Genomic DNA, 18,382 nt, shown 5'->3' on the forward strand with positions numbered 1-18,382 from the left:
CAATTGATAAATACTTTTAAAAGGAATTAATTATGAAAGCACTGTGTTGGCATGGAAAGCACGATGTAAGGGTTGATTCTGTTGATGATCCTAGAATACTTCATGATCGAGACGCTATTGTTCGAATTACAGCAAGCGCAATCTGTGGATCTGATTTACATCTTTACAATGGGATTGTTCCGACTATGGAGTCAGGTGACATCTTAGGTCATGAATTTATGGGAGAAGTTGTTGAAGTCGGACGCGGTAATACTAAGTTAAAGGTTGGTGACCGTGTTGTTGTGCCTTTTACAATTTCCTGTGGTGAATGCTTTTTTTGTAAAAAAAGTTTATTTTCCTTATGCGAAAATTCAAATCCTAATGCTGAAATTGCTAAAGAGAGAATGGGACATTCACCTGCAGGGATATATGGTTATTCACATATGTTAGGTGGATTTTCTGGCGGGCAAGCTGAGTTTGCACGCGTACCTTATGCAGATGTGGGTCCAATTGTTATTCCAGATGGCTATAGTGATGAACAGGTTTTATTTTTATCAGATATTTTCCCTACTGGGTATATGGCTGCTGAAAATTGTAATATTCAACCGGGAGATACCATTGCTATATGGGGTTGTGGACCTGTAGGGCAATTTGCAATTCAGAGTGCTTGGATGCTAGGAGCCGGCCGTGTTATTGCTATTGACTGTGTTCCTGAACGCTTAAGATTAGCCGAAACGTGGGGGAAAGCAGAAACCATTAATTTTGAAGAAAAAGATGTTTATGAGGAATTAATGTCTATGACCAAAGGCTTAGGACCGGATGCATGTATTGATGCAGTTGGTACAGAAGCCCATGCAGGACCTAAGTTCGATGCTATGATTGATAAAGCAAAACAGGTTTTACATTTAACCTCAGATAGGCCACGCTGTCTTCGAGAGACCATTATGTGTTGTCGAAAAGGTGGTACTATTTCTATTCCAGGCGTTTATGTTGGCTTTGCCGATAATATTCCCTTTGGGGCGGCTATGAATAAAGGCTTAACCTTTAAGATGGGGCAAACGCACGTACAACGTTACTTACCTTTACTGTTATCAAAAATTATGGATGGTAAAATTGATACAACGAAAGTTATTTCCCATCGTATAACGCTTGACGAAGCACCAACTGCTTATGAAAAATTTTGTGAAAAAGAAGACAATTGTATCAAAGTTGTCATGACACCTAATTATCATTAATATAAATAATCTGCCCTTTATTTATAGATAAAGGGTAGATTTAAATGCAGCTCTTTAATCCCCCATGAGGCCAGGTTATACTTTCATAATTAAATTATAAGTTAATTAGCTTAATGATTAAATTTTCCACAGGGATGAGCTACCTTTTACTAGGCATGGTAAATTTACCGACAAAAGGACTTAAACGCTTTGTCATTTTACCTATTTTTTTTAATCTTCTTGTTTTTATCGGCCTTTTTTATCTTTTTTATCATTATCTATTTCCTCTCTCTAATTATTATATTAATCAGCTACCTTCTTGGCTGAGCTTCTTAAGTACTATTTTCATGATTTTTTTTATTTTAAGTTGCTTTCTCTTTTTCTTAACAACATTCACTATTGTATTTAACCTGATTGCTGCGCCTTTTAATGGCATTTTAGCTGAGCGTGCTCAATATCTATTACGTAATCAAATGATTCCTGAATTAACTTATTCAGAAATTACAGTGCGGACTATTAAGCGTCAAATACAATTTATTGGTTATTTTTTGCCGCGCTTTATTGGTATGTGTTTTCTTTTTTTTATCCCTTTTATCCATCCTTTTTTTCCTTTCATTTGGTTTGCATTCAATTCCTGGATTTTAAGTATGCAATATCAAGATTATGCCATGGATAATAATTTAGTTGATTTCAAAACTATGCGGCAATTAATGAGGCAAAACAAAGAAGAATCTTTTGGTTTTGGTTTTCTAATTAATGGTATTAGCTTCATACCTATTTTAAATATAGTTAGTATGCCCGCTGGTGTCATAGGTGGTGTCTTAATGTTTTGTGATAGGCACAGCCAGAAACTACCGCCTATACTGATTAAAAAACAATAGACTTTTATTTAAATTAGATAGGTTAATTTAAGATAACTTAAAAAATTAAATACTTATTTTAGTGAAGAAAATTATGGAATATAAAGACTATTATAAAATAATGGGACTTGATAGAAATGTAAGCCAAGAAGAAATAAAACGGGCCTATCGAAAACTCGCGCGTAAATATCACCCTGATGTAAGTAAAGAGCCTAATGCTGAGAGTAAATTTAAAGAACTTGGTGAAGCTTATGAAGTATTAAAAGATCCAGAAAAACGAGCCAAGTATGATCAATTTGGGCAATATTGGCAAAATCCTAATGCTGGAGCCTCTGGTAGACAGGGTGAGCAATCTAATTATCAATACTCACACTCTTTTGATCAAGGTAGCGCTGCCGATTTTGAAGAATTTCTTAATAGTATTTTTAAACAGCGTCAACAGCAAGAATATGATTATTTTGAGGAGTCTTTAGATATTCACGCTAAAATAACAATTAGCCTTGAAGATAGCTTTCATGGTACTGAAAAAATGTTACAGTTACAAAAACCTGTTATGGCTCAACCAGGTTGGCCAGAGTATGAGACACGAGCTATCAAAGTAAAGATTCCTAAAGGGGTCACAGACAAACAGCAAATTCGCTTAAAAGGTCAAGGGAATGAAGGTAGAAAACATCACAAGGGCGATTTATATATCGAAATTAATATTGCTCCTCATCCTTGGTTTAAATTAGAAAAAAAAGATATTCACTTAGAATTACCTATAACACCTTGGGAAGCAACCCTAGGCGCTTCAGTTCAAGTACCAACTCTAGGCGGACCGGTGCGGCTTAAATTACCTAAATTGTCACAAACTGGTAAGCAAATGCGCCTTAAAGCTAGAGGTTTACCAGGAAATCCAGCAGGGGATCAGTTAATTACTTTAAAAATTGTTATTCCAACCACTGAAAATAATGAAGTTAATAAATTATATGAGCAAATTGCTGCCTTAACAAAATTTAATCCCCGTCAAAGTTTAGGAGTAAGTGATGACTAGAAATCAGAATAAAACTCAATTCCCTGAATGTGAGGAACACTTTTATTTATCTTTGCAAGAGATCACCTATTCTTTCGGGGTTTCACAAGCAACTATTTTAGAAATCATAGATGAAGGCATTATTTCTGCCACAAAAGATGAGCAAGACGAATTACAATTTGATCACGAAGCTTTTCGGCGTATTCGTACTGTTTTAAAATTAAACAGAGACTTAGGCGTTAATCTAGCCGGCGCTGGCTTAGCCTTAGAGTTATTAACTGAAATTGAGCGTCTAAGACATTTGCTTGAAAGAAAATAATATGAAGTTATGATTTCCAGTTGTTACTGACCGTTAGTTTCTTGCTGTAGTTATTCTCTCGAGGGTAGGCTTGAAAACAAAACATATTAAGGATTTAAAAGAAGGAATAAGTGCATGAAAAAAATATCCATTTTAATAAGTCTACTTTTTATAAACTTAAGTTACGCTGATGAACCAAATGATCAATCACTTAAGGAATATTGTGAGCAATCAAGCGGTCAAGTTGAACGTATGCCGGCTCAATTTAGTACTAAAACTGGTTTAGTAGAAGGCTTTAGTAAAGATTTCTGTACGTTCAAAATCGATGGTGGTTTTATTGCTGTAGGGTTAGGAACCTTTGCATCAACATCGCCTAATATCGCGGCAACCTTTATTAAACAATTACCGCCTATCTCTCATGACTCTCCTTTATTTAAAGGCAAATACGAAAATCCATCTCTTAATTTTTGTAAAAATATAGGGGGAGCCAGTATTGCATTTCTTGCTAATGGCGGTTTTAGTAATGCATTAGGACAGACAGATATGTGTGTTTTCGGCGATGGCTCAATGGTGAGTGGTTGGTCGCTAATTTATATTGCTAACGGCAGGAAAGGCTACCATCTAGTAAGGGATAAGATAAAAGCTGAACCTTTAGCTATCAAAATGCCAAGCTAGGATTACGGTCTAAAACTAAAATTTGGTAAAAGATTAAGCTTAAGTTTAGGTTGCAAGAAAATAAGAGCAAGAAACCCAATATAGTTATCTATGTGCACATCCCCATCTACCTGGGGACAGGCTTCGCAGCATTATTTTCTTGCAAGACGTACGACTGCCTCGTGACAAAGTTAATCACTTATGATTATCTTTCATCACACACCGTGTAGTATCCATGTCGGTATGGATTACTACGCGCTCTAAATATGTAATCGCGGCAAGATTGACCACGCTCATCACGATAGCGCTTATCTAGACGAAAAGCAAAATCATTAAAATTCATATCCTGTTGCCATTCTCGTTCTTGACGAGCCCGGTCTTGAGCATCCATTTTGTTTAAATACTTACTAAGCTTACTAGCATAACCAATAGAAACAAAAAGAGTTGTTAGAAAAGCCATAAGAAAAATAAATTTTTTAGCCATAATACTCTTAATTAAAACAACAGAGACAATATTAAAACATAAAAATAAAATTTAAACAAATTGTTCCTACCCATGCCTACTTAGTGCGGCTTGTCGGCAGGAGCCAGGAAAGGGTTAAATCATAGGTTCCGCAAACAAGTCGCAGAACGCAAAGGAAGGTGAAAACAAGCGTAGGTTGAGCTAAACGAAGCAAGCGTAGGGTAGTAGCCTGGGTGAAACAACGTGAAACCCGAGTTTCGTCCTATAGGCCTGCACCCAGGCTACTTAGTCTTTTATAAATTTAATCCCTATACTGCAATAGGCGCTTTTATAGTAGGATGCGATTGATAATTTTTAAAACTAAAATCTTCAAATTTATAATCGAATAAAGATGAAGGATGGCGATGAATAACTAGCTCAGGTAAAGGAAATGGCTCTCTTCCTAACTGAATTTGCGCTTGCTCTAGATGGTTTGTATATAAATGGCAATCGCCGCCTGTCCAAACAAAATCCCCTACATCAAGATTACATTGCTGAGCAATCATATAAGTCAATAATGAATAAGAGGCAATATTAAAAGGGACCCCTAAAAAGACATCAGCTGAGCGTTGATATAGCTGACAAGACAGTTTCCCTTGTGCAACATAAAATTGAAATAAAGCGTGACAAGGCATTAAAGCCATTTTATCTAACTCACCCACGTTCCAAGCACTTACAATCAGACGTCTTGAATCAGGATTTGTTTTAATCTGCTCTAAGAGCTCAGCTAATTGATCAATACTACGGCCATCAGAAGTTGGCCAACTACGCCATTGTCGTCCATAAACGGGGCCTAAATTACCTTGATCATCGGCCCATTCATCCCAGATGGTAACACCATTGTCATTTAAATAAGCGGTATTTGTATCACCACGCAAAAACCACAGCAATTCATGAATAATACTGCGCACATGTAATTTTTTGGTAGTTACTAAAGGAAACCCAGCCGCTAAATTAAAACGCATCTGGTAGCCAAAAACAGATAATGTACCAGTCCCTGTCCGATCTGATTTCTCAGTACCATGTTGTAAAATATGTTTTAATAACGCTAAATATGTTTGCATCGTCTATTCCACCATAACCAAAATCCTGCAGCAAGCATAGGAATGGATAATAACTGTCCCATGGTTAACCAATTAAACGCAATAAACCCGACTTGAGCATCCGGTTCTCGGAAAAACTCAATAATTAAGCGACTGCAAGCATACCCAATTAAAAAAATAGCAGATACGCAGCCTTGAGGCCTCGGTTTTGCAGCATACCACCAAACTAAAATAAATAGTCCAATTCCTTCTAGCCCAAATTCATAAAGTTGAGAAGGGTGACGAGGTAAGCCATCTGAATGTGGAAAAATCATAGCCCAAGGTACGTCAGTTACCCGTCCCCATAACTCACCATTAATAAAATTTCCTAATCGGCCAGCAGCAAGTCCTAAAGGTACCAAAGGTGCTACAAAATCACCAATTTCTAAAAATGACTTCTTTATTTTACGTGAATACAAAGTTAGAGCTACAACAACGCCTAACAATCCACCATGAAATGCCATCCCACCTTCCCATAATTTAAAAAATATAAGGGGATTACTAATGAATTGGTGGGTATTATAAAATAGCATGTATCCTAATCTACCGCCTAAAATAACCCCTAGAGCAGCATAAAAAATTAGATCGCTGATTTGCTCACTTGTCCAATTTAAGTGATAACGTTTAGCACGCCAATGAGCTAAACCCCAGGCCGCTGTAATGCCAAATAAATACATTAAGCCATACCAATGTACTTTTAACGGTCCAATAGAAAATGCAACTGGATCAATAGCAGGATAAGTGAGCATATTCTTACCTCAAGTTATGTGCAGGATTTTGCTAAATTGCTGGAAAAAATAATTAATTCTTTAAAGTATCTAAGGTTAAATACTTACATATTAAAAATTAAACAACACTAATATTATTAATTATGACGCAATAAAACTACAATGCTAACTGGATACTTGTTATAAGTAAAATTACTATAAAAACATATTCTAAATGTTTTTGAGAAAGAAGATAAGTCAGTTTCGCTCCCCAGAAAGCACTAAAGATACTAGGCAAAGCAACACATAATACTGCTGGCCAATAAACATAGCCCGTACTATAAGCGGGAAGTGCTGCTTCAGAAAAGCCAATTACTATAAACATAATAGTACCAACAATAGCGGCAGTCATAATACATAAAGCGGCTATAGGCGTGATTTTTTTTATATTTAAGCCACAGTAAGACAGATAGGGAATAATAAGCACGCCACCGCCAATACCTAATAAACCAGAAATTAGCCCAATAAAAAAACTAATTAAAATATTTAAGGCAGTAGGTGGATAATGTGGTGTAGGTTGACTGAGTTTAAAGTTAAATATTCTCTCTATAGCAATCAGTAAAAGAAAAAAAGCCAATATTCTTTCTAACCAAATAACCGGTAAATAATTAGATAATAAAACGCCAACAAAGGCACCCATAAAAATACCTGGGGCTAGCTTAAGAAAAGCCGACCATAAAATGGTACCTTGTCGATAATGCGCCCGTACCGTTGCTTGGGAAATGAATAGAATAATTGCAAGAGAGGTGCCTGTGGCTAAATGAATAGCTAAGTCTGCGGGCATTTTGCCTATGTATTGAAAAATAAAGAGTAAAGCAGGCACAATAATAATTCCGCCGCCAATACCTATCATACCTGACATTAAACCGGCGACAATGCCAGTAAAACTATAAAGAGCACCCGTTAGAAAGGTAATTAACATCATTATATTCTGCCAGCTCTAATTAAGCCGCCTAGACCTTCATCTTCTAACGCTTTTTGTAAATAAAGTCTTATTTCAACAGCATGCTCTAATTCTAATACATCAGCCAGCACTTTTCGTGCTTTAGCTAGAGAAATATTACGCACTACCCATTTTATTCGCGGTAGACTTGTTGAATTCATACTTAATGTATCAAAGCCCATAGCGATTAGTAGAACTACCGCCAAGGGATCGCTAGCCATTTCGCCACAAATACTTACTTCAATACCTGCGGCATGGCCGCCTTCTACTATTTTTATGAGAGACCGTAGCATTGCAGGATGAAATGAATCATATATATTCGCTACACGAGAATTATTCCTATCTACAGCCAGTAAATACTGCGTTAAATCATTGCTTCCTACCGAAATAAAATCAACACGCTTGGCTAAATCTTTTGCTAAATAAACAGCCGCCGGCACTTCAATCATCACACCTAATTTAGGTTTTTCAATAACACAGCCTTCTTCTAGTAATTCTTGAAATGCTTGTTCAATCAATAATGCTGCTTCTTCCACTTCACTCAAACTGGTTATCATAGGCAGCATAATACGCAAATTATTTAAATCGACACTCGCTCGCATCATGGCGCGGACTTGAATCAGAAAAACGTCAGGATGATCAAGAGTCACTCTTATACCACGCCAACCTAAATAAGGATTATCTTCCTTTACTGGAAAATAAGGTAAAATTTTATCACCGCCAATATCTAAAGTACGCATGGTTACCAATCTAGGTGCAAAGGCTTTTAATATTTGACGATAGATAATATGCTGTTCATCTTCAGAAGGAAAACGATCGCGACTCATAAAAGGAACTTCAGAACGATAAAGGCCTACTCCTTCTGCCCCAACACTCATAGATAATCCAGCATCCATTGCCAACCCTGTATTAACTTGTAGTGAAATTTTAAAATTATCAAGTGTTTCTGCTGGTTTATCTCGTAAGCTTTCTAAGCTTTGATTTAACTCTAACTCTTCACGAGCTAGTTTTTTAAATTCCGCAAGTAAAACACGTGAGGGGGAGACATAAATATGGCCTAAAAAGCCATCAACAATAACAGCTCGATTAGATAGTGTTTCTAATTTAAGACCTCGTACACCCATAATGGTAGGAACACCTAGAGCGCGAGCTAAAATGGCAACGTGTGAATTATTCGATCCTTTAGCTGAAACAATTCCCACTAATTGCCCTTCTGGCACTTCAGCTAATACAGACGCTGTAATTTCTTCACCAACTAAAATTGTGCGTCTAGGATAGGTAATTTCTATTCGCTGTGAGAGTTGTAATTCAGCAAGCACGCGTCGTCCTAAATCTCTAAAGTCACTTGCTCGCTCTTGCAAGTACTCATCTTCCATACTTTCAAATTGCTGCACATGTTTACGTATAACAACAGATAAAGCAGCTTGAGCGCTTAGCTTTTCAGCTTGAATAACAGAGATCACTTCCGCACCTAAACTGTCTTTATCTAAGATGCGAATATAAACATCAAATAAGGCTTGCTCGTCTTCTGCAACAGTTGCTTTCATACGCCTACTTAATCGTTGCATATCTTCACGAGCTGATTGAAGTGCTTTTAAGAAAATATCTATTTCAGCTTCAATATCCTCAACCATATGACGTGGTACAGAATCAATATCTGCAGGCGCATAAATAACGACAGCGCGCCCAATACCTACGCCAGGTACACAACCAATTCCAGATAAAGCTATATGCGCAGGTAGTTCAGCTTTTTTGGCACCTAAAGGCTTAGGTTGAGTTAATTGAGCTAGTTCCCCTGTTGCCTCAGCATGCGCAATAATACCACCTAATTGTGCTGCTAAAGTAATTAAAAACGCTTCCTCTGCGTCATCAAAATAGCGTTGTTCTGTTTGTTGTACAGTGATAACACCATAGAGCTTACGATGCTGGATAATGGGAACGCCTAAAAAAGCGTTTAGATGTTCCTCACCTAAAAGAGGATTTTTATGAAATTCAGAATGCAAATGTGCATCAATAATATTAATAGGTTCTTCACGCCTACCGACTAGCCCAATAATACCACTATCTAAACCTACTCTAACTTTAGATTCAGCATATTTATTCAAGCCTTCAGTTGCGATTAAAACATATTCAGCATGTTTATTGTCTATTAAATAAACAGACACAGCATCTGCGGCTAAAGCTTTATGCAAACGCTGCACGAGAATAGCTAAAGCCTCAGATAAGTGATTAGCAGTTGTAACATCCTGTACAATTCGTTTTAAAATTTTTAACATTTATGAACTATGATTACCTCGCTTGCGACGCATACCAAAAGGTGTACGACGTTTTTTTAACAGGTGCTCTAACTCCTTCATGGCTTGAGCATAGACTTGTCTTTTAAAAAAAATCACCTGTTCCTGAGGTTCGTGATAATCAATCCAACGCCAGCTGTCAAATTCTGGCGAATCACTTAGATCAAGACGTACCTTCTGTTCACAAGCAATTAACCTAAGTAAATACCATTTCTGTTTCTGGCCAATTACTAATGGCTCACTTCCATGTCGTAAGTATTGTTTAGGCAAGCGATATTTTAACCATCGCTTTGTTACCCCTATAATTTCTATATCTTCTTTATCTAAGCCTATTTCCTCGCGTAGTTCACGATACATTGCTTCAAGCGCCGTTTCACCTGCAATTAAACCGCCTTGCGGAAATTGCCAAGCATCATGGCCGTTACGCCGCCCCCAAAAAACTCTACCGGAATCATTAACTAAAATAATTCCTACATTAAGCCTATAACCGGCTCGATCAATCACCATTTGATTACTATTTACATATAAGTCATTAATTCGTGATTTTTCCATAAAGTGCAAGACTTTGGCAATTACTCTCTATGTTAATTTAAGCACAAGGAAAAATATTATACGGTGTAAGAAAAAAATTCGTATTTCTTTAAGCGTTTTTTTGATAATTTTGGTGTTTACAATTCTGTAAAAAAATTTTGAATAATTTGAGGGCAATTAAAATATAAATAAATCAATTTGGATTTAAAAAATTCCAAATATAAATAAAATTAACAACTTACAAAAAAAATAAACTTTATTTAAAATTAGGCGCCAAAAAACAGTAAATTTACAGTTTTGTAACAAGTTATTGAACATATTTGTTTCACATCACATAAATATTTGCTATGATGCCAGCGATTTTTTCAAACATATGGAGAAAAATTATGGCATTATTTAAATTTAAAACACCAGAAATCAATTTTAGAAATTTTTTAAAAAATAATTGGAAAAGTGCTGCTGCAATCGGTCTAACTGTTGCAGGCGCAGTAGGTGTTGGCTTACTATGTGCATTCTTCCCACCAGCAATTCCTTTTATCGCTGGTATTACTGTTTTCGGTGTGGCTCCTTTCGCAGGCTTAGCTTCAATGTCTGTCGTTGCAGCTTCTTTCGCAGCTGCTGGTATTGCTGCTGCTGCAGTGGTTGGTTTTTCAGCTATCGTTAATGCAGTGACTAAAATTTCTAACTTATTGGATAACTTATTCCGTAGTAAGAAAACTCACGTTACAGACTTCAAACATGAAGAAATTGTAACGACTGCTAGTCCTTTTAACAACCCTGCATTAAAACGCAATAGTCATGGTCATGATTCTAACGCAGCAAATAATTCTACTTTAGGTGAGGAAGAGCCATTGATTCGTAAAGGTGGCCGTCCTGTAGAGATCACTCCTCCTACGACTGCTCCTATTACTAAAGTTGAAGACTTAGGAACAACTAATAAGCGTTATGGTTTCCTTCAAGAAACTCCTGTTGACGCTAAAGTCTTAACAGATACAAATGTTGAAGTAACTTCACACGAATCACTTGTTGTCAATGGTCCTAAGTAATTTAATTTACTTCAGTATATGTTGAGCTTGTGCTCAACATATACTTTTTTACCAAGCCTTAATTTCTCTTCATCTCTTCAATCAGTAAACCAATTTGTTCTATAAAAAAAGTCAAGAGTAAGCAGTATTTCGCTAACAAATGAATTATAATCTGTCATTTTCTTGATAGGACAGGGTTAAGTATGACTCGCAAATTAGTAGTAACCAGTGCGTTGCCTTATGCTAACGGCCCACTTCACTTAGGACATTTAGTTGAGCATATTCAAACAGATGTCTGGGTACGCACACACAAGATGTTAGGTAATACTTGTATCAGTGTTTGTGGGGACGATGCGCATGGCACGCCTATTATGCTAAAAGCAGAACAGCTTGGCATTAGCCCAGAAGAATTAACTACCCAAATGAAGCAAAGCCATGAACAAGACTTTCAAGATTTTGCTATTCACTATGATTACTATCATACAACCCATTCCAGTGAAAATCAGGCTTTGGCCAGTAAAATTTATCAGCAACTAGAAGCCAATGGTGACATTGTTAAAAAAACAATACGCCAAGCCTATGATCCCGTGAAAGAAATGTTTTTGCCTGATCGCTATGTAAAAGGTACCTGCCCAAAATGCAAAACTCCTGATCAATATGGCGATAATTGTGAGGCTTGCGGTGCAACGTATTCAACAACTGATTTAATCGATGCAGTTTCAGCTATATCCGGTGCTAAGCCTATCGAAAAAGAATCAGAACACTATTTTTTTGATTTACCACGCTATGAACAATTACTAAAAGAATGGACTCGCCAAGGCCACTTACAACTAGAGGTAAGTAATAAGCTAGATGAATGGTTTGCAGCTGGCTTAAAACAGTGGGATATTTCGCGCGATGCGCCTTATTTTGGTTTTCCTATTCCCGGAACTGTGAATAAATTTTTCTATGTCTGGCTAGATGCACCTATTGGTTATATGGCAAGTTTTCAAAAATATTGTGAGATAAATGGATTAAATTTTGATGACTACTGGAGTAAAAACTCTAGCGCCGAACTTTACCACTTTGTTGGTAAAGATATTGTTTATTTTCATGCTTTATTTTGGCCTGCTATACTTGCTGGCAGTAATCATCGTCTTCCTACCGCTATTTTTACTCATGGTTTTTTAACGGTTAATGGCCAAAAAATGTCTAAATCACGTGGCACTTTTATTGAAGCCAGGACATATCTTAACCATTTACATCCTGAGTATTTGCGTTACTACTTTGCTGCTAAATTAAATGGCCGAGTTGATGATCTTGATTTAAATTTTGATGATTTTATTAATCGCGTTAATGCTGATTTAGTTGGTAAGGTTATCAATATTGCTAGCCGCTGTGCAGGCTTTATTAATAAACGCTTTGATAATCAGTTAGCAGAAAAGTTAAGTGAGCCAGCACTCTACCAAGATCTTTTAAATCTGCGTGAAACAATTATCGATGCTTACCTACAACGAGATTATGCAAAAGCAATTCGGCAAATTATGGATTGTGCTGATCGCGTTAATCAATATATAGATACGAATAAACCTTGGGTATTAGCCAAAAACCCAGAGCAACTACCTGATGTACAAACCATCTGTACAATGGGATTAAATTTATTCCGCATTTTAATAACCTATCTTAAACCTGTGCTTCCTTTAATGGCAACACAAGCTGAATCCTTTTTAAATTGTGACTCACTTACTTGGAATAGTTTAGATAAACCCCTACTTAATCATGCTATTAAGTCATTTACACCTCTAATGATTCGTGTGGAGCGTGATAAGATAGATGCCCTACTTACAGAAACAAAAGAAAATTTAATTAACAATAAGCAATCAAAACCTATGAAACCAACGCAGACAGACTCCATTAGCATCGATGATTTTAGTAAAGTTGATTTACGCGTTGCCAAAATTATCGCAGCTGAACCCGTTGAAGGTGCGGATAAATTGTTGCGTCTTAAACTAGATTTAGGCGATAGTCAAAAACAAGTCTTTGCCGGTATAAAAACAGCTTATGCTCCTGCTGATCTTGTTGGCCGTTTAACAATTGTTGTTGCTAATTTAGCACCACGTACCATGCGTTTTGGCGTATCTGAGGGAATGGTTTTAGCCGCTGGTGATGGTAAACAGATTTTTTTATTACAACCTGATACGGGCGCGTTACCCGGTATGAAAGTAAAATGAACATTACAGTAAAAGATATCGACGCCGTACTACCCCAAACTCAATGCGGCGAATGTGGCTTTTCTGGCTGCATGCCCTATGCAGAAGCTTTGCTGCAAGGCAATACACCTATTGATCGCTGCCCACCAGGTGGGATTGAGACCGTGCAAGCGCTTGCGAAGTTATTAAAAGTAGAGGCTGCTCCGTATCTTTTAACTGCCCAAGAGAATAAACGCAAACCCAGTGTTGCGAAAATAAATGAACAAGATTGTATAGGCTGTACAAAGTGCATTCAGGCATGTCCTGTTGATGCCATTGTTGGTAGTAGTAAATTAATGCATGTTATTATAAAAACAGAGTGCACAGGTTGCGGGCTTTGCGTGGATCCTTGCCCAGTCGATTGTATTGAAATGCAATCACTAGATGAGCCTACCTATGATCATGATATTGCTCGGCAACGCTTCCAAGCTAAACAAATAAGAAAATTACGTGAACAACATGAGCAACAGCAATTATATCGCTCTAAAAAACAACTAGCACAGCGTACCCACCTAATGCAAGAGATTGAAGCAAAACAAAACTACATTTTACAAGCCCTTAATCGTGTTAACAGTAAAAAAAATCATGGATAATTTAACTCGCCAGGAAATTTTTAAACGCTTGCAAGCAGCCAATCCTAATCCAACAACTGAATTAAAATTTAATTCTGCTTTTGAATTGCTAATTGCAGTTATTTTATCTGCTCAGGCAACTGATGTCAGTGTTAATAAAGCGACTGATAAATTATTTGCTGTTGCTAATACGCCGCAAGCATTTCTTAAGTTAGGGGAAGAAAACTTAAAAGAATATATAAACAAAATTAATTTATATCGAGGAAAAGCTAGAAACATAATCAAAACGTGTCAAATGCTGCTCGAAAAGCATCACGGCAATGTTCCAATAACGCGCCCTGAGTTAGAGGCACTGGCAGGCGTTGGCCGTAAAACAGCTAATGTTGTTTTAAACACCGCTTTTAAACAACCCATGGTAGCGGTTGATACTCATATCTTTCGGGTAGCTAATCGTACAGGTATTGCGCCGGGTAAAAATCCATTAGAGGTTGAACTCAATTTACTTAATGTTGTTGATGAAGAATTTATTCTTAATGCTCATCATTGGTTACTTTTACACGGTCGTTATGTTTGCGTTGCCCGTAAACCTCACTGCAGCGTCTGTTCTATTCGTGACTTATGCGAATATCAAGAAAAAACCTTATAAATTATCTTAATTTTAAGCTCAATAAATTAAACAATAAAATGTCTAGTAAATAATTTACTTTAGCCATAGAATAAAATTTCCGACTTCAGCAAGGAGCATTTATGGGGTGGTGGGATAAAAGCAATGAGCCAGATAACGCTGTAGGGAATAATAGTATAGTTTCTCAAACAACTAGCACAGGTTGGTGGGATAAGATAAAAGGATGGGGCAGCGCTTTATGGAATAGTAACTTGACTGCTCAAGTGACAAACAATGTCAGTAGTTTTACATATAACACCATTCTAAAATCTGTCGAACTTGCACCTGCAACTGTTAAAACAGCTGCCTCAGTACTTACACATGCACCAACTAGAAGAATTGCTTATAATGTCGCACGTATTTTAGTTGAAGATATCGCACCTTATGTTGCAATTAATTATGTCTTTGATTCGCTAAAAAAATACACGCAAGATGAATTAATAGAAAAAGATGCACCTTGGGTAAGTACTAGTACTTTCTTACAAACTTCATTAGCTTTATTACAAGTCGCTTTGTGGGCTTATAATACCCGCAGAAAAACGCAGGCAACAGTACGTATGACTGTTGTAGCCATTGAAGCGGCTAAATCATTAAGTACAGTTAATAATGACTTACCAAAACAAGTCTGCATTGACGAAAACTGTGATCTATTTCGCTACGTACGTGGTAATTTTCGTGATCTTACAACTTTTTGGGCTACGGAAGTAGCTTTATCCTTAGTTGGGTATTTGCCACTAGGTGATAAAATTGTGCCAGTTCTATCTGTTTTTCACCGCGGACGTTATGCTTTAACTATGGTATTACCCGATTTATGCCAACGTCATCAAGTAGAATATTTAAAAGAGTATGCTGAGCTACCAATAACATTAGGTATCCATGAATTCATTTCAACAACCTTACTAAGCTGGGGTATTGAATCATTAACAGGCATACCCAGACATTACTATAAACCTTTCGTAGCTCAAGCCATGCTTTTAACCCAAATCAGTGTTGTAGCACACTCACGCTTGCCACCACCCGTTATTCAATCGCAACGAAAAATTATTGACCCTGTTGGCGCTTACCAGAGCTTTATCGGATTTATTTTTGACATTGTATCCTCTGGCCTTAAGAAACAACTTCCTCTTTTATTGCAAGGGCCACCAACTAATATCCCTTGGCAAACAATTTACAATTTAGCAAAAGAAGTACAAAAAAATCCTTATACCCAAAAAATTGAAACAATTATTCTACCCCGCATGCTACATAGCTCAGAAGCCTTTATTTCTGACCCCGTTATTCAACCTTATTGGCTGTATTTACGTGAACGCTCTATTTTAGCTTTAAAAGCAATAGAAAATTCAAAAGAATCATTTTTAAAAATTTCCAAAGTAGCAACGGTTGATCCTGGAAAAGCAGCTAAATTAATGTTAATTAAAGTTGCGGTTTATGATCCCCAAAAAGCGGCGAAGTTATTATGGTTAATTTTTGGAATACCTAAATCTATTGGCCGTGAAGTATTAACATTATTAGGTAAGAAAGAATTTATGCTTGATCTTGGCTCTATCCGCAGAAAATTAGAGTCTTTAGAAGTTAAGAAGTCACTCAAAGAAGTTGATTTAAGTCCGTTAGCAATTCAACTAAGGCAAGCAGATTCTACAAAAGCATTAATGCCACCACCACCTCCAGCAAGTGAAGATAAGGAAGAAGGTAAAAAAGTAGATGCTAAAGCGATAATTAATCCGAGAAAGAATACAGGCACTAATCCAGCAAAAAATATTATTATTACTTCAAATCGACCAGCACTACATAAACAGCCTACTAATTTAATTCAGACTAAATTTACTCCCCCTATTGTCTCTAAACTATCAACGAATAACCTTCGTATGTTTAATTCGAGTGAATCTGATCAACAAGATAAATCTGAACTCGATTCTATTGATGGCATGAGCTTATTCTTATAGATATTTATTTTGTCTATTAAATGTCGCAGGCTTACTGCGGCATTTAGAATAATCTACTGCAGTAATGGTTAGCACCTATGAATTTTATTTTAGTAATGCATAAATTTTAATTTAATTCTCATTAGCTACAATTTTAATAAAGAGATTTAGCTAGATTTGCCAAATAAATAATGATAGTGTTATATTACCGGGCAGCCAATCTAAATTAGATACTTTACCTGCTATAGATTTTATAATGCCCTACTTGACCGGCATGAGGTATAAGTCAATCTATTGAACCAAAATAAAGAAAAGTTACGCTAGTTTTTGTCCAAATCTTTACTGTAAATAATGAGAGAGTTAACTCAGTAGTTACAGAAAAAACTAGTTAATTACTCAAGGATTTATGCGCTGTAGTTTTAGTAAATGGTTTTAATATGAATTTAATTGCTACACCATTTTACGATCGTAGGTTCATGTCTCTTACATTGGCAATAGTAATTTGTTTAATTCTTCTAATTAATGTTTCATTTAAAATCATCGTAATTCATGGTTTATTTTTTACAGCTAATAGTGTCCTATGCTCTTTAATTGCTGGTCTATATCTTTTAGTATTAAAAAATTGTAATTTAATGCAACAACGGCAAGTTTTAAATCAATCTTTACTAGCTTTATATCTCTTTTCTATCGGTGTTTACCTTTTATTAAATTTACCTTCGATAGGAAATATACGTAATACACTTGCTTATCAAATTGTCTTTGAAGAGATACCTCGAAAATTTTTCTCTTCAACGATTGCTTTTGGTATTAGCTTTTACCTGCCGCATCTCCTAGTTTCATCACGATACCCTCAGGTCTTTAATTCACCACATAAATGTATGTTGTTGTCTTTGTTAGGTGGTTATACTTTTTTTTCGATTGATTTTTTATTACTTTTCTCTGAGCCTTATACTAAGAATTTTGGCTTAATTTATATGGATTCTTTGCTAATCACCGCAAGTATTTTATTACTTATAGGTATTAGTTTTTTAACTTATATACTTACGCTACATAATAGTAAAACGTTTACTAAACCCGATTACTTTTTTAATCCTTATTATCATTATTTAACTGGCTTAGCGGTTATTGTTTTATTAATTTGTTTTGCTTGTGAATACCGTCTAATCTCTTTGGGCGATCATCGGATTATAGCAGCTAATGGTATTTTATTTCCTTTTACTATGCTGATTAGTAGTTTAGTAGGCGAATTATTTGGTTATAGGGCTAATTTATATTTAATATTTATTATGATCTCAGCGGAATTAGTTTTTGATCTGCTGTTTTTATCCACTATCTTATTACCATCTCCTGATTTTTTTAATTTAAATCCTTATTATTCTTTCATAATGCCTAAACGAATTCCCATGATGACATTAGCAATATTAATTGCCTTTAGTAGTAATGCATTTTTACTTGAAAAATTTAATAAAAATAATTATGTCACTTCTCGTTTTATACGTATTTTGACTGCTAGTATGCTTGCCAATACCTTACTTTGTATTATCAACTATACTATTTTATTTGCGGGTATTTATCCTTACGAAGAACTCTTTAATTTAAGCTTAAGTGGTTGGGTTTATAAATTTGTAGTTACTCTTTTTAGCTTACCTTTTGTCCTTTATTTATATAATAAATTACAAAAAAAAACAGAAATTACAAATCTTAAATTAGCTACCTGTTAATTAACGTGAATTCGCCATAAAATATATTCATGATAACGTTCGTTTAGCGCCATGAAAGAGCCTTCGTCTCTTTTCTGGCGAACTCACGTTAATTATTTAAATTAAATAATACAG

17 protein-coding genes are annotated in these 18,382 nt (G+C 36.0%); 11 read left to right on the forward strand and 6 right to left on the reverse strand.

Going from position 1 to position 18,382, the window contains the following annotated elements; all coding sequences use genetic code 11:
• Positions 1-32 precede the first annotated feature (32 nt).
• The 5 genes from DYH30_RS14915 (at position 33) to DYH30_RS14935 (ending at position 4,038) form a co-directional block, all read left to right on the forward strand.
• On the forward strand, positions 33-1,214 hold the full coding sequence (locus DYH30_RS14915) for a zinc-dependent alcohol dehydrogenase (RefSeq protein WP_115332410.1): 1,182 nt from the start codon (positions 33-35) through the stop codon (positions 1,212-1,214).
• A 113-nt stretch (positions 1,215-1,327) separates the two neighbouring features.
• Complete coding sequence (gene cysZ / locus DYH30_RS14920) at positions 1,328-2,074, forward strand: sulfate transporter CysZ (RefSeq protein ID WP_115332411.1); 747 nt, start codon at positions 1,328-1,330, stop codon at positions 2,072-2,074.
• A gap of 73 nt (positions 2,075-2,147) precedes the next feature.
• Entirely contained in the window at positions 2,148-3,086 is a 939-nt protein-coding gene (locus tag DYH30_RS14925; protein WP_115332412.1) for a DnaJ C-terminal domain-containing protein, read from the forward strand.
• Positions 3,079-3,384: a chaperone modulator CbpM gene (locus DYH30_RS14930; protein WP_115332413.1), complete on the forward strand. Its 306-nt coding sequence runs from the start codon at positions 3,079-3,081 to the stop codon at positions 3,382-3,384. Before DYH30_RS14925 ends, DYH30_RS14930 begins: the two co-directional genes overlap by 8 nt.
• Before the next feature lie 114 nt (positions 3,385-3,498).
• Complete coding sequence (locus DYH30_RS14935) at positions 3,499-4,038, forward strand: hypothetical protein (protein ID WP_115332414.1); 540 nt, start codon at positions 3,499-3,501, stop codon at positions 4,036-4,038.
• A gap of 184 nt (positions 4,039-4,222) precedes the next feature.
• On the opposite strand, the gene DYH30_RS14940 is transcribed toward DYH30_RS14935, so the two are convergent.
• The 6 genes from DYH30_RS14940 to DYH30_RS14965 all read right to left on the reverse strand — a co-directional run bounded on the left by DYH30_RS14940 (position 4,223) and on the right by DYH30_RS14965 (position 10,112).
• On the reverse strand, positions 4,223-4,501 hold the full coding sequence (locus tag DYH30_RS14940; protein ID WP_115332415.1) for a hypothetical protein: 279 nt from the start codon (positions 4,499-4,501) through the stop codon (positions 4,223-4,225).
• A 287-nt stretch (positions 4,502-4,788) separates the two neighbouring features.
• The gene (gene thyA / locus DYH30_RS14945) at positions 4,789-5,583 is read right to left on the reverse strand and encodes a thymidylate synthase (RefSeq protein ID WP_115332416.1); all 795 of its coding nucleotides are present in this window, start codon (positions 5,581-5,583) and stop codon (positions 4,789-4,791) included.
• On the reverse strand, positions 5,568-6,350 hold the full coding sequence (gene lgt / locus DYH30_RS14950; protein ID WP_115332417.1) for a prolipoprotein diacylglyceryl transferase: 783 nt from the start codon (positions 6,348-6,350) through the stop codon (positions 5,568-5,570). The genes thyA and lgt overlap by 16 nt, the downstream gene beginning before the upstream one ends.
• A gap of 136 nt (positions 6,351-6,486) precedes the next feature.
• Entirely contained in the window at positions 6,487-7,293 is an 807-nt protein-coding gene (locus DYH30_RS14955) for a sulfite exporter TauE/SafE family protein (RefSeq protein ID WP_242604692.1), read from the reverse strand.
• Positions 7,293-9,587: a phosphoenolpyruvate--protein phosphotransferase gene (gene ptsP, locus DYH30_RS14960; RefSeq protein WP_115332418.1), complete on the reverse strand. Its 2,295-nt coding sequence runs from the start codon at positions 9,585-9,587 to the stop codon at positions 7,293-7,295. The genes DYH30_RS14955 and ptsP overlap by 1 nt, the downstream gene beginning before the upstream one ends.
• Entirely contained in the window at positions 9,588-10,112 is a 525-nt protein-coding gene (locus DYH30_RS14965; RefSeq protein ID WP_115332603.1) for an RNA pyrophosphohydrolase, read from the reverse strand.
• 410 nt (positions 10,113-10,522) lie between these two features.
• Here DYH30_RS14965 and DYH30_RS14970 point away from each other — a divergent pair, with 410 nt between their 5' ends.
• The 6 genes from DYH30_RS14970 (at position 10,523) to DYH30_RS14995 (ending at position 18,268) form a co-directional block, all read left to right on the forward strand.
• On the forward strand, positions 10,523-11,182 hold the full coding sequence (locus DYH30_RS14970) for a hypothetical protein (protein WP_115332419.1): 660 nt from the start codon (positions 10,523-10,525) through the stop codon (positions 11,180-11,182).
• A gap of 182 nt (positions 11,183-11,364) precedes the next feature.
• The gene (metG, locus tag DYH30_RS14975) at positions 11,365-13,371 is read left to right on the forward strand and encodes a methionine--tRNA ligase (protein WP_115332420.1); all 2,007 of its coding nucleotides are present in this window, start codon (positions 11,365-11,367) and stop codon (positions 13,369-13,371) included.
• Complete coding sequence (locus tag DYH30_RS14980) at positions 13,368-13,982, forward strand: RnfABCDGE type electron transport complex subunit B (protein WP_115332421.1); 615 nt, start codon at positions 13,368-13,370, stop codon at positions 13,980-13,982. Before metG ends, DYH30_RS14980 begins: the two co-directional genes overlap by 4 nt.
• A complete protein-coding gene (nth, locus tag DYH30_RS14985; protein WP_115332604.1) occupies positions 13,975-14,607 on the forward strand; it encodes an endonuclease III in 633 nt (210 codons plus the stop codon). Before DYH30_RS14980 ends, nth begins: the two co-directional genes overlap by 8 nt.
• Before the next feature lie 101 nt (positions 14,608-14,708).
• The gene (locus tag DYH30_RS14990; RefSeq protein ID WP_115332422.1) at positions 14,709-16,568 is read left to right on the forward strand and encodes a hypothetical protein; all 1,860 of its coding nucleotides are present in this window, start codon (positions 14,709-14,711) and stop codon (positions 16,566-16,568) included.
• 416 nt (positions 16,569-16,984) lie between these two features.
• Entirely contained in the window at positions 16,985-18,268 is a 1,284-nt protein-coding gene (locus DYH30_RS14995; protein ID WP_115332423.1) for a VUT family protein, read from the forward strand.
• Positions 18,269-18,382 lie beyond the last annotated feature (114 nt).

It is taken from the genome of Legionella busanensis (genome assembly GCF_900461525.1).
GTDB lineage: Bacteria > Pseudomonadota > Gammaproteobacteria > Legionellales > Legionellaceae > Legionella_C > Legionella_C busanensis.